Source organism: Microbacterium shimangi (assembly GCF_043556445.1).
GTDB lineage: Bacteria > Actinomycetota > Actinomycetes > Actinomycetales > Microbacteriaceae > Microbacterium.
This window is the reverse complement of the sequence record NZ_JBIGII010000003.1, coordinates 610,417-623,263: the sequence shown is the minus strand read 5'-3', so window position 1 is coordinate 623,263 and position 12,847 is coordinate 610,417. Positions and strand designations below refer to the sequence as shown.

Below are 12,847 nucleotides of genomic sequence, written 5' to 3'. Positions count from 1 at the left end.
AGCCGGGCGGGTGGGCCGTAGGCCGCCACCGCCTCGTCACGCGTCAGGAGGGTGAGGTCTCGATGGGAGCTCGGGCGACCAGCATCCGGTCGAAGCTAGCTTCCGCGGGGTGAGTACGCGCGCCAGAGCAGGCGTGCATGTTCTGCTTTCGCTCGGGCGACACCCATCTCGTCGCCGCGGAGCGCGCTGACCCACTCGGCGGCGCGGGAGGCCAGCGCGCCCAGGAACATGCGGAGGTCGGCGTGGCGTGCCGGCGGTACCTCGGCCTCTTCCGACGACATCTGACCGCGGCGGGAGAGGCCGTCATCGAGATGGCGGAGCACGAGCTTCGCGACGCCGACGGCGTGACCGTTGATGATCGAGTGCGCGGCACCCTTCATCTCCCAGCGCCAGGGGTCGGGCAGCGCTTCGGCGAGCCGAGTGTGGAACCGGCGGGGTGACGAGCGGTCGTATTCTCCGCGGATGAGGAGCGTCTTCGTCTGCACGTGGCGTACGCGGTCGGTGATCCGATAGCGCAGCATGTGCGGGAGGACGGTGAGGAAGTAGACGACCCCGCAGAGGATGTACGCGGAAAGGGCCGTCATCGCCAGGTGGAACGACTCCCGGGATGCCGACTGCGCGAAGCGCACGCCCTGCACCAGGGGGGCCGATTCGGCTTCGTTGACGACGGGACTGACGAGCACGCCGTGGCGGAGCGCCGGGCGTCGAAGCAGCACCTCTGTCACGACCTGGGTTCCCATGGAGTGTCCGATCAGCACCGGGTCGTTCAGCGCGAAGTGGTCGAGGACCGCTTCGACCTGGTCGGCGAAGAACGCGGCGGTCGGCGCCACGTGCGGGCGCCGAACGCCGGCGAAGCCCGGTAGGTCGAGGGCGTACACCGCCCCTTTGCGCGCGAGCAGGGGCGCCAAGAATTCGAAGTAGGTGGCGGCGACGCCGATGCCGGCCACCAGGACGAATGCCCTCGTGTCACCGCCCGTCGAGGTCGTCATGCGGGTGACCCGCGTGACGGCGCCGTCGGTGTGCACGTGGTCGACGGTGACCTCGATCTGGTCGGTCGAATCGTCGTCGCTCATCGATAAAGGATGCCAGGCCGGAGCGCCGGCGGCCTTCGGTAGGCTCCGACGATGACCGACCGCGCGGTGCCCAACCTGCCGTCCCGTGAGTTCGACGCCACGGTCGCGTTCTACGGCGGGTTCGGTTTCGAGCCGACCTATCGGGATGACGGCTGGCTGATGCTTCGCCGCGGGGGACTGGAACTGGAGTTCTTCCTGTTTCCCGACCTCGTGCCGGATGACAGCTCGTTCATGTGCAGCATCCGCGTCGACGACGTCGATGAGTTGTATCGGCTGATCCGCCAGGCCGGAGTGGAGGAGAAGGCGACGGGGCGTCCGCGGCTGCTCCCCGTCGAAGTGCAGCCGTGGGGGCAGCGGGCAGGGTTTCTGGTCGATCCCGACGGGACGCAGCTCCAGCTCATCGAGAACCTGGCTTAGCGCTGGCCGCGGGCGGCTACTCGTCTTCGCCGCATCGTCGGAGATGTGGTCACCGGGCGCCACTGCAGGAACGGCTCGCGCCACTGCGGAGCGCGGACCTCTGGCACGCCGTCGTTCATGCGGATCTGCCAGCCGCTGGTGTCGATCGTCCGATGATGGTGCCAGCACAAGAGAACGCCGTTGTCGGTGTGGGTGGGCCCGCCGCGGGCGGCTTCGGTCACGTGGTGGATCTCGCACCAGATGGCGGGCACGCGGCACCCGGGAATGATGCAGGTGCCGTCGCGGAGGCCGATCGCTCGGCGTTGGTAGGCGTTGAAGACGCGATCGGAGACGTCGATCGACACGACGCGGCCCCGGGCGTCGTGGGTGACTCGCTGCACGCCGCCGGTGCAGGCGATCTGACGGGCGACCCGGATGCTGAGGGGCTCGTCGACGCCGTCGATGTGCGCGAATCCTGTGCCCTCCGTGACGTCTTCGGCCAGGGCCGAGACCACGAGGGTCGGCGCGGCTCCGCCGATGGTCGGCATCTCGCCTGATCGCGCGGCGACCGTCAGGATCGTGGCCAGCGCGTCGTGGCGCTTCTGCGGCGTCGTGCGTCTGTCGGCGCCGGCCTCGATGTCGGCCTCGCTTTCGACCGATCCTTCTTCGACGAAGCGGGGCCCCACGAGTCGGGGGTTCAGGATGCTGTCGTTCAACCGTTGCCATTGGGCGGCCACTTCGGCGAGCAACTGCCCGCGCACGGCGACGAGCCCGTCGCGGCACTGCCCGAATGTGAGGCCCCGCTTTCGGGCAGCCCGCGTATCGCGCGGCTCGGCGCCATCGGGATCGAGCACCATCGCCCACACCTGGGCCTGCAACCGCAGTTCGTCGGCCGAGGCCGGTGGTGCACCGTCGACCCCGTCGCCGCGGGCGGACGCGGCGAGCTCGGTGTCGGCTGCTTCTCGCGCGGCGTCGATCGGCAACGCGGAACCCAGGACGCTCGACACGGCGACCACCGCATCGACGCCGATGGCGCCCTCGGCCAACGCGGCGCGCAACGCGGGGAACTGCGGAGGGAGCACTGCGCCACTGGTGGGCGCGATCGGTTCGTGCACGGACGTGCCGGCCGCCAGGTACTCGCCCGCCCGTCGACCCGATATGCGGGTCACCCGCTCGATCAGTTCGCGCGAATTGCGGCACCCGTAGCGTGCGGTCATTCGCTCGCCGGGTCGAGGGGAATCCGAACGCGCGTCGACCTCGCCGGTCGCCTCGACCAGCAGGGCATCGAGGGGGCGCAGGGCTGCGGCCACAGCATCCATCATCGCGACGATCTCGCCCTCGGAGGCACTGCGCATCGCACCCGCGGCGAAGACCTCTGCCGCGGTGTCGCGCGCCTGCGACGCGAGGTCGCGGAGGCGGGCGATGTGGTGCTCCATGCCTCCATTCTGACGAGGGGGTCCGACATTGCAGGCCTGATCAGCGGGTGAATCGCGGCGTGTGGATGAGTCGCCGAATACGGCCGGATCCGGAGCCTGGGGAGGAGTGCATGACTCTTGACTCCCGCCTCGAACCGCGCTAACGTACAACCAAATGGTTGCACAAGCGGAAGCCCAGGACGCGCAGCTCGACCGGATCTTCCGGGCGCTCGCCGACGCGACGCGCCGAGACATCGTGCGGCGCACCATCGGCGGTGAGCAGTCGGTGTCGGCGCTCGCCGCGGACTACGACATGAGCTTCGCCGCCGTGCAGAAGCACGTCGCGGTGCTCGAAGCGGCCGAGCTCATCGTGAAGCGGGCCGACGGGCGGGAGCGCCTCGTCAGGGCGAATCCCGCCACGATCGCCCGCGTCCGCGAACTCCTGACGCGATACGAGGCGCTGTGGCGCGCGCGAATCGATCGACTCGAGGCCCTGCTCGCCGAACCAGACCCCGAACCGAACCCCGACCCGCGTCCCGAACCAGACCCCGAACAACGACCCTGACAACACCGACACGAAGGAGACAACGATGCCTGTAACCGCCGTCACCACCGATCCCGAGTCGCTGACGATGACCCTCGTCGCCGAGGTCGACGCCCCGCCCGCTCGCGTGTGGCGCGCCTTCACCGAGCCTTCCCAGCTCGAGCGGTTCTGGGGTCCTCCCGGGTGGCCCGCGACCTTCACGACCTTCGACTTCACGGTGGGCGGACGCGCGGAGTACGCGATGACGAGTCCGGCGGGCGAGAAGGCGCGGGGAACATGGGAGTTCCTCTCGATCGACCCCGAGACCGGGTACGAGGTGCTCGACTCGTTCGTCGGCGACGACGGGCGCGTCGACGAGAACCTCCCGTCGACCCGCATGCGGTACACCTTCGAGCAGACCGCGTCAGGGTCGCGGGTCACCAACGTGAGTCACTTCTCGTCTGCCGAGGCTCTGGATCAGATCGTCGAGATGGGGGCGGTGGAGGGTTCGACGATGGCGTTCAACCAGCTCGACCAGGTCGTCGCCGATCTGCGCGAGTATGCGCTGGGCAAGGGCACCCGCACCGAGATCCTCGACGACGTGCACGTGCGGATCACCCGCCTCATCGAAGGATCTCGCGACCTCGTGTGGCGCGCCCACAACGATCCCGACCTGATGCGTCGGTGGCTGCTCGGGCCCGACGGCTGGCGCATGACCGTCTGCGAGATCGATCCGAGCGTCGGCGGCCGTTACCGCTACGCGTGGGCCCCCGAGGAGGGCACCGAGGGCGAAGAGTTCGGGTTCGACGGCGAGACCCTCCTCTCCGAACCTCCCGTGCGCGCCGTCACGACCGAGCACATGACCGGCACCGACTTCCCCTCGACCACCAACGACCTGTCGCTCTACGAGGAGGACGGCGTCACCCTCCTCACCCTGCTCATCGAGTATCCCGACAAGGAGACCCGCGACATGGTGCTCGCGACGGGCATGACCGACGGCATGGAGGCGAGCTACCGGCGACTCGAGGGCGTCCTCGCCGCCTGACACGACTCCGGTCGTCCCCTCGCGCGTGCGAACGGCGCGCGAGGGGACGGATACGCTGTTCTCGGGGCGGTAAGGGGTTGGGCCATGGATGCTGCGCGTGCCATGCCGGCGGCTTCGGGTGCCCTCGCACAGGGGAAGAACCTCGACGACCTTCGCAGGAACAACCTCGGGTCGGCCCTCGCGCTCATCCACGCCCGCCGGTCGTTGTCCCGAGCCGACCTGACCCGGGCCATGGGGTTGAACCGATCGACGATCGCGTCGATCGTGGCCGACCTCGAAGCGCGCGACCTCGTCGTCGTCGGTGAGGCGCGGGACACCAAGCGGATCGGACGCCCGAGTCTCGAGATCTCGACGTCGGACCGGCACGTCGTGATCGCCGTCAACCCCGAACTCGACGCCACGACGCTCGGAATCGTGGCGATGGGCGGCCGCGTGCTGCGCGAGGTGCGTTTCGAGCACGAGCGGCCCCCGACCGCGCGGGAGGTCGTCAACGTCGTCACCGCCCTGGTTGCCGGTATGCAGCCCGAGCTGGGCCAGGCCCACGAGATCGTCGGCGCGGGAGTCGCTGTGCCCGGGCTCGTGTCGGCGGCCGACGGATCGGTGCGGCTCGCCGCTCACCTCGAGTGGGTCGACGAGCCCATCACGGCCATGATCTCGGACGCGCTCGGCGTGCCGGCGTGGGCTGCCAACGACGCCAGCTGCGGAGTCGTCGCCGAGGTGTTGTTCGGCGCCGGCGTCGGGAGCGGCAACGTCGCGTATCTGAACGGCGGGGCGAGCGGCATCGGCGGGGGGATCGTCGCCGAGTCGCGCCTGCTGCAGGGGCGCGGGGGGTTTGGTGGGGAGATCGGACATACTCTCGTCCGTTCCGGCGGGACCATCTGCCGGTGCGGTGCGGCGGGGTGCTTCGAGGCCGAGGTGACCCGCGACGCGCTGCTCGAGATCGCGGGCGTCGGGGTCGAGAATCCGCACGAGCTCGAGGCGCTGCTCGCCCAGGGGTACGCCGACCGCGATGACGTGCGCGCACTCGCCGACCTGCAGATCGTCCACCTCGGAATCGCCCTGCGCACGATCGTCAATCTCATGAACCCGGAGGTCGTCGTTCTGGGCGGATTTCTGGGGATTCTGGGCCAGCTGGGCGGAGAACGCCTGGAGCGGATGCTGCGCGCCGCCGCCCTCCCCGGACCCGCCGGACAGGTGCGCCTCGAGCGCTCGCAGCTGGGTCGGGTGAACCTCCTCATCGGCGCGGCCGAGCTCGCCTTCCGCCCGTTGCTGAGCGATCCGACGGTCGTGCCGCTCGGCACGCGACGCGCGCGGCTGACGGATCGCCCATAGGCCCGCTCCGCCGCATCCGTCCGCCCTCTCGCGCCCTCTGACAGGCCGGAGGGTCTGTCGATGTCGGCTATTTGGCGAGTATGTATTGACAGGCAACAAAAGGCGCTCATAGGATCGCGGCAACCCCGTGGATGCACCGTCGCTCCGTGGGTCTCGCCCTGAGGTGAGAAGCACGGCCACACCGACGGTGGCTCGGCTCGAGAGGAACCCCGCCTTGTACACAGCTGTACGAACCCGCCGACGTTCACGGATCATCGCGAGCGTGTTGTCTGCCGCTCTCGCGATACCCCTCGCGCTGATGAGCTCCCCGGCCGCCATGGCCGCGCCGCCCGTGCCCGCGGCGGTGGGCGCCCTCCCCGCTGCCGCCGTCGAAGAGGCGGGTGAGTTCCGCGTCCTCGTCTTCTCGAAGACCGCAGGCTTCCGTCACGGCTCGATCCCCGCGGGTGTCGCGGCGATCGAGAAGCTCGGTGTCGACAACGGCTTCGACGTCGACGCGACCGAAGACGCCACGACCTTCACCGACGACAACCTCGCCCAGTACGACGCGGTCATCTGGCTGTCGACGACCGGCGACGTGCTGACCGCCGATCAGCAGGCGGCGTTCGAGCGGTACATCCAGGCGGGTGGCGGCTACGCCGGTATCCACGCGGCCTCCGACACCGAATACGAGTGGCCCTGGTACAACGAGCTCGTCGGCGCCTACTTCCAGGGGCACCCCGCACCCCAGAACGCCGATCTCAAGGTGGAGGACCACGCGCACCCGTCGACGGCGCACCTCCCCGAGGTCTGGTCCCGCTACGACGAGTGGTACGACTTCCGCACCAACCCCCGCGACGACGTGCACGTGCTCATGTCGCTGGATGAGTCGACCTACACCGGCGGCGGCATGGGCATCGACCACCCCCTCGCCTGGTGCCAGACCTACGACGGCGGCCGCGCCTGGTACACCGGCGGCGGCCACACCGACGAGTCGTTCACCGACGCGCCGTTCCTCGAACACCTGCTCGGCGGCATCCGCACGGCCGCGGGCGTCGAAGACGCCGACTGCAGCGCCACCCAGAGCGACAGCTTCGAGCTCGTGCCCCTCGACACCAACACCGGCAACCCGATGGCCCTCGAAGTCGCCGCCGACACCACGGTGTTTTACGCCGAGCGCAACGGCCGCGTGCAGCGCATCGATCCCGTCACGCAGCAGACCACCACGGCGTTGAACCTGCCCGTGACCCTCGGCAACGAAGACGGCCTGCTCGGACTCGTGCTCGACCCCGACTTCGCGACGAACAACTGGCTCTACGTCTATTGGGCCCCCTCGACGGTCACCCCCGCCGACGGCCCTCACAACCGCATCTCGCGCTTCACCTACGACCCCGCCACGAAGAGCTTCGACATCGCCTCCGAGAAGGCGCTGCTGAAGATCACCACGCAGCGCAACACCTGCTGCCACGCGGGCGGCGACATGGTCTTCGACCTCGACGGCAACCTGATCCTCGCCACGGGCGACAACACCAACCCGTTCGAGTCCGACGGTTACAACCCGATCGACGAGCGCGCCGGTCGCAGCGACTACGACGCGCAGAAGAGCTCCGCCAACACGAACGACCTGCGCGGCAAGATCGTGCGCATCACCCCGCAGGACGACGGCACCTACACGGTGCCCGAGGGAAACCTGTTCGCCCCGGGCACCGCGAAGACGCGCCCCGAGGTCTACGCCATGGGGTTCCGCAACCCGTTCCGCATCGGACTCGACCCGATGACCGGCAACGTGCTGGTCGGTGACTACGGGCCCGACGCAGGGGCTGCGAGCTCGACCCGCGGACCCGCCGCCACGACGGAGTGGAACATCGTCGACGAGCCGGGCAACTACGGCTGGCCGTACTGCACCGGAGTCACCTGCTACCGCGACTACAACTTCGGCACCCGCGTGTCGGGCGCGGTGTTCGACCCGCAGAATCTCGTCAACGACAGCCCGAACAACACGGGTCTGACCGAGCTTCCCGACGTGATCACCCCCGAGTACTGGGGAAGCAGCGGCACCGATACCAACCCGTTCAAAGAGATCGGCAACGGCTCGGGCTACACCGGAGCGCCGATGGGCGGCCCGGTCTACCAGTACGACGAAGAGCTCGACTCCGACGTGAAGTGGCCCGCCTACTGGGACAACAAGGCGATCCTCGGTGACTGGAACGCCGGTCAGATCTTCAGCGTGCAGTTGAACACCGATGAGACGGATGCTGCGCGCAACAGCGAGATCGTCGACATCAACCGCATCCTCCCGGGCATCTTCGACCCGTCGAAGGGCTTCTACCGGGCGATGGACATGACCTGGGGTCCTGACGGCGCGCTCTACGTCATCGACTGGGGCGAGGGCTTCGGCGGCGACAACGCGAGCTCGGGCATCTACCGCATCGACTACGTGCAGGCGAACCCGTCTCCTCTCGCTCGGGCCAGCTCCGACGTGACCAACGGCGCCGGGGAATCGCTCTCGGTGAACTTCTCGTCCGAGGGCACCCGCCACCCGGCAGGCAAGCCCTTCACGCTGGAGTGGGACTTCGGCGACGGTTCGCCCACGACCGACGAGGCAGACCCCTCGCACACCTACACCGGCATCGGCCAGTACACCGCGACCCTCACGGTGACCGATGAGGACGGCCGCACGTCGATCGCGACGATCAACCTCGTCGTCGGCAACGCCGTTCCGAAGGTGCAGATCGTCTTCCCCGAGTCGGGAGGATTCTTCAACTGGGGCGACGAGGTGGCGTACGAGGTCATCGTCACCGATCCCGACGCCGATGGTCCGATCGACTGCAGCAAGGTGCAGGTGCTCCCCGCTCTCGGCCACGACTCGCACCAGCACCCGGCGGGTGAGCTGAGCGGTTGCTCCGGCAGCATCCCGACCGGACGCGACGGCGGCCACGGCATCACGTCGAACATCTTCTGGGTGGTCGACGTGCGGTACACCGACGACGGCGGAGCCGCCGACGTGCCCCTCACGGGCTACAGCACGAACGTGCTGAACCCGAAGCACTTCGAGGCCGAGTTCTTCACCGAGACCGGCAACATCGACGGAGCCGGCGGTGTGCAGACCGAGACCACGAGCGATGCCGGCGGCGGTCTGAACCTGTCGTACGTCGATCCCGGCGACTGGTGGTCGTACGAACCGGTCAACTTCACCGGCATCGAGGGCGTGCGTGCGCGCATCGCCTCCCCGAACGGCGGCGGCTCGCTGTCTATGCGGTGGAACTCGCCCACCGGCCCCGAGCTCGGGCGGATCGACTACACCAACACGGGTGCTTGGCAGACCTACCAGGACTTCGACGTCGCACTGAGCGACCTGCCCGACGAGAGCGGCACGCTCTACTTCGTGGTCGTCGAAGGAACGATGAACCTGAACTACTTCGAATGGGCCGGTGAGGGCGTCGAGAGCAATGGCCTCCCCGTCGTGGCGCTCGATGTCGACGCCCGCTCGGGCAGCGCACCTCTCGTGGTGAACGCCCTCGCTTCGGCGACCGATCCCGAAGGCGGCGCCGTGACGCTGCAGTGGGATCAGGGAACCGGCGATGGATTCGTCGCCGGCGACACGCAGCGGCAGTTCATCTACGACACGCCCGGCACCTACCTGCTCACCGTTCGGGCGACCGACGAGCAGGGCGCCTACCGCGACGAGGTGGTGCAGATCACCGTTTCGTCGCCCGGCGGTGAGATGTGCTTCACCGGACGCTCCGACGGTTTCGACGGCACGGTGCTCGATACCGAGCGGTGGAACCGCATCGTGCGACCGAACCAGGACGCACGGGTCGTCAACGGCAGCCTCGTCATCCCGGCGAGCAAGACCGACATCTACGGCGGTGGCGGAGACACGCCCAACATCGTGCTGCAGGATCTCCCCGCCGGTGCCTGGCAGGCCACGGCGAAGGTGACGCTGCCGGCGCGGGCGAGCTACCAGCAGGCGGGTCTGATCGTCTACGGCGACGATGACAACTACGCCAAGATGGTGCTCCAGGCGCGGGACGCCAGCGCCGCCGGACGCGTGTTCCAGTTCGTCCGCGAGGAGAACGGCACCGCGAACGAGGTCGCGGCGTCGAACACGTCGCCACTGGGCGATGCGTTCCCCGACACCTACTTCGTGCGGTTCACCAGTGACGGGACCACCCTGCAGGCCGCCTACTCCGCCGACGGATCGACGTACACGTCGATGCCCGAGACGAAGCAGCTGGCAGGCATGACGAACCCGCGTATCGGGCTCGCCGCATTCTCGAACAGCGGATCGACGCCGAGCGTGATCGACGCCCAGTTCGACTGGTTCCACATCACGCCCGACGACACCGCCACGGCCGAGACGCCCGACGACGAGTTCGACGGAACGTCGCTGGACGCCTGCCGCTGGACGGTCGACAACCCGCAGCCCACGGGCTACCGGGTCGCCGGCGGCGAGCTGCAGATCGACACGACTCCGAACGACATCTACGGTGCAGACACCGGGGTGCCGAACTTCATCCTGCAGCCGCAGCCCGGTGAGGACTGGACGGTCGAGACCAAGATCGACGCCTCGCGCCTGGACCGCTCGTTCCAGCAGGCGGGCCTGATCCTGCGGGCCGACGACGACAACTACGTCAAGCTCGACATCGTCGCCACCGGTACGGGCGGGGCGAACCCGCCGCGGAACCTCGAGATGCGCAGCGAGATCGGCGGGGTCGTGCAGAACCCGCAGCCGAACGCCGTCGCACCGTCGAACGGCGAGGTTTGGCTGCGTCTGACCAAGACCGGGACGACCGTCACCGGCTGGCACAGCGCCGACGGCACGACGTGGACACCGTTCGCCGAGACCTTCGTCAACGCACCGGCGGCCGCGGGGCGGGTCGGCCTGTACGCGCTGGGCAACTCCTCGCAGGGTCAGGTCTCGCAGACGGCGCACTTCGATTACTTCCGGGTGATCGGCGACGAGGCGGAGCCGATCGCGGTGAGCGCCACGCTCGACCCGGCGACACCGTCGGGTGAGAACGGGTGGTACTCCGACGCGGTGACGGTCTCGGTCGCCACCACGGGCGGCGGCGACAGCACCGTCTACCGCGAGGTCAACGTCGACGGCGCCGGGTGGGTCGAGTACACCTCGGCCGTCCGGGTCACGACCGATGGCGACCACACGGTGCAGTACCGCGCATCGGCTCCGGGACAGGAGACGGTGAGCGACTCGGTCTCGTTCAAGATCGATGCGCTCGCCCCGGTGAGTGCGGCCGTCGTGGACTCCGCGGTGAGCCCCCGAACGCTGACGCTGACGGGTTCGGATGCGACCAGCGGGATCGCCCTCCTGGAGTACCGCGTCGGCGAGGGTGCCTGGACGACCTACAGCGCAGCCGTCGCCCTGAGCGACGAGGCGCAGACCGTCTGGCACCGGGCCGTCGACACCGCGGGCAACGTGTCGGAGCCGCTCAGCCTGCAGGTGCCGGCCGTCTCGGAAGAGGCGCCCGTGCTCGCACTCGAGGTCGACCTCGACCCGGCGCAGCCGACGGGCGCCGGCGGCTGGTACCTGGACGACGTGACGATCACCGCGACCGGCACGACGACGGGCGAGGCGCCGGTGACGGTGGAGTACTCCGCCGACGGCACGACGTTCACCGCACTGGGCGAATCGCTGGTGGTCGACGACGAGGGTACGACGACCCTGTGGATCCGCGCGACCGATGGCGAGTACTACTCCGTCACCGAGCAGCACGTCATCCGCATCGACTCCGCTGTGCCGACGGCATCCGCGATGGTCGATGGGCGCACCGTGACCCTGACGGCGACGGACGCGACCAGCGGGGTCGACCGCATCGAGTACCGCCTCACGGCGGAAGCCGCCTGGATCTCGTACGCCGAGCCGATCGTGGTGCCGGGCACCGCGGCGGCGACGGTCACCTTCCGGGCGGTCGACGAGGCGGGCAACGTAGGCGTCGAAGGGGCGGCCGAGGTCGCCGAGGTGATCGTCGATCCCGAGCCGCAGCCCGACCCGACCGTCGTGGTGAGCCCCACAGGGGTCGCCGTGGGCGGGCAGGTGCTCGTGACGGGTGCGGGCCTGCCGGCCGACACCGACGTCGAGATCTGGATCTACTCCGACCCGCAGCGGTTGGCCACGGTTCGGACGAACGCGAGCGGAACGTTCTCGGTGAACGTGACGATTCCCGCCGGGGTCGACCCGGGTACCCACCAGATCGTGCTGCGGGTGCAGGGCGAGGAGGTCGCCCGCAGTGGTGACCTGACCGTCACGGCTGCGCCGGTCACCGACGGTGGTGGATCGGGCGATGGCGGACCGGGCGGTGGGGGCGGAAACCTCCCGGCGACCGGTTCGGATGCCTGGCAGCTGCAGCTCCCGTTCGGAGCGGCGTTCCTGCTGGTGGGCGCGGCGGTCTACCTCATCGCCCGGCGTCGCCGAGAAGCACGCAACTAGATGAATCGGACGAGGACCCCCGGGCGCAGTGGCGCACGGGGGTTCTCGTTCCTCCCGTATCGGCACAGCTCGAGAAGGACGACAGCATGACCCGCACCGCTCACACCCTCTTCGGCACGACGCTGGCATTGCTCCTCGCCGTGGCCTTCGTCCTGCTGGCACCGGCGACCGCGCGGGCGCACGGTGGGCCTTTCCAGATCGTCGTCACGCCCGACGGCGCCGGAGGCGTCTCGCTCTACGCCCAGTACGTCAAGGACGGTCACCTGGTCGAAGAGATCATCGACCCCGTCGTGACGGCCAAAGCATCCGACGGGCGCACCGCCGGCCCGGTGTCGCTCGTATCGTCGTCGGAAGGGGTGGGGCGCTGGGTGAGCGAGTCGCCGTTCCTCGCGGATGGCGACTGGTCGGTCACGGTGCGGACGACGACCCCCGAGGTCGCAGAAGCAACGGTCGACTTCACCGTCGCTCCGCTCGAGGCCCCGGTCGAGGCCGGCGCGACGACAGCTGTGGCCGAGACCTCGGAGGCCTCACCGGCGATGTGGATGGGCTTCACCGGACTCGGGGCGGGCGTCCTGCTGGTCGGGGGCGTGGTGGCGGCGGTCCTTCTGCGCCGCCGCACCCGGGAGCACGTCGCCTGAG

Annotated in this window: 8 protein-coding genes; 6 read left to right on the top strand and 2 right to left on the bottom strand. The window is 69.2% G+C overall.

What is annotated here, in order from left to right:
* Positions 1-95 precede the first annotated feature (95 nt).
* Positions 96-1,073: an alpha/beta fold hydrolase gene (locus tag ACFXQA_RS04560; protein WP_394518613.1), complete on the bottom strand. Its 978-nt coding sequence runs from the start codon at positions 1,071-1,073 to the stop codon at positions 96-98.
* A 51-nt stretch (positions 1,074-1,124) separates the two neighbouring features.
* Here ACFXQA_RS04560 and ACFXQA_RS04555 point away from each other — a divergent pair, with 51 nt between their 5' ends.
* Positions 1,125-1,490, top strand: a complete 366-nt coding sequence (locus ACFXQA_RS04555) for a bleomycin resistance protein (RefSeq protein WP_394518612.1) — start codon at positions 1,125-1,127, stop codon at positions 1,488-1,490.
* On the opposite strand, the gene ACFXQA_RS04550 is transcribed toward ACFXQA_RS04555, so the two are convergent.
* Complete coding sequence (locus ACFXQA_RS04550; protein ID WP_394518611.1) at positions 1,487-2,905, bottom strand: HNH endonuclease signature motif containing protein; 1,419 nt, start codon at positions 2,903-2,905, stop codon at positions 1,487-1,489. The two genes, ACFXQA_RS04555 and ACFXQA_RS04550, sit on opposite strands and share 4 nt — an antisense overlap.
* A gap of 154 nt (positions 2,906-3,059) precedes the next feature.
* Here ACFXQA_RS04550 and ACFXQA_RS04545 point away from each other — a divergent pair, with 154 nt between their 5' ends.
* The 5 genes from ACFXQA_RS04545 (at position 3,060) to ACFXQA_RS04525 (ending at position 12,846) form a co-directional block, all read left to right on the top strand.
* Positions 3,060-3,449 carry an ArsR/SmtB family transcription factor gene (locus tag ACFXQA_RS04545; RefSeq protein ID WP_394518610.1) on the top strand — a complete coding sequence of 130 codons (390 nt, stop codon included), beginning with the start codon at positions 3,060-3,062 and terminating at the stop codon, positions 3,447-3,449.
* Between the two features lie 25 nt (positions 3,450-3,474).
* On the top strand, positions 3,475-4,452 hold the full coding sequence (locus ACFXQA_RS04540; RefSeq protein ID WP_394518609.1) for an SRPBCC family protein: 978 nt from the start codon (positions 3,475-3,477) through the stop codon (positions 4,450-4,452).
* Positions 4,453-4,536: 84 nt separating this feature from the next.
* Positions 4,537-5,784 (top strand): ROK family transcriptional regulator, encoded by a 1,248-nt coding sequence (locus tag ACFXQA_RS04535; RefSeq protein ID WP_394518608.1) that lies wholly within the window; start codon positions 4,537-4,539, stop codon positions 5,782-5,784.
* Positions 5,785-6,082: 298 nt separating this feature from the next.
* A complete protein-coding gene (locus tag ACFXQA_RS04530) occupies positions 6,083-12,208 on the top strand; it encodes a ThuA domain-containing protein (RefSeq protein WP_394518607.1) in 6,126 nt (2,041 codons plus the stop codon).
* Positions 12,209-12,294: 86 nt separating this feature from the next.
* Positions 12,295-12,846: a hypothetical protein gene (locus ACFXQA_RS04525; RefSeq protein WP_394518606.1), complete on the top strand. Its 552-nt coding sequence runs from the start codon at positions 12,295-12,297 to the stop codon at positions 12,844-12,846.
* Position 12,847: the final 1 nt, after the last annotated feature.

Coding starts and splice junctions, on each gene's coding strand:
- ACFXQA_RS04560 (WP_394518613.1), bottom strand. CDS start 1,073: ATGAGCGACGACGATTCGACCGACCAGATCGAGGTCACCGTCGACCAC.
- ACFXQA_RS04555 (WP_394518612.1), top strand. CDS start 1,125: ATGACCGACCGCGCGGTGCCCAACCTGCCGTCCCGTGAGTTCGACGCC.
- ACFXQA_RS04550 (WP_394518611.1), bottom strand. CDS start 2,905: ATGGAGCACCACATCGCCCGCCTCCGCGACCTCGCGTCGCAGGCGCGC.
- ACFXQA_RS04545 (WP_394518610.1), top strand. CDS start 3,060: ATGGTTGCACAAGCGGAAGCCCAGGACGCGCAGCTCGACCGGATCTTC.
- ACFXQA_RS04540 (WP_394518609.1), top strand. CDS start 3,475: ATGCCTGTAACCGCCGTCACCACCGATCCCGAGTCGCTGACGATGACC.
- ACFXQA_RS04535 (WP_394518608.1), top strand. CDS start 4,537: ATGGATGCTGCGCGTGCCATGCCGGCGGCTTCGGGTGCCCTCGCACAG.
- ACFXQA_RS04530 (WP_394518607.1), top strand. CDS start 6,083: ATGAGCTCCCCGGCCGCCATGGCCGCGCCGCCCGTGCCCGCGGCGGTG.
- ACFXQA_RS04525 (WP_394518606.1), top strand. CDS start 12,295: ATGACCCGCACCGCTCACACCCTCTTCGGCACGACGCTGGCATTGCTC.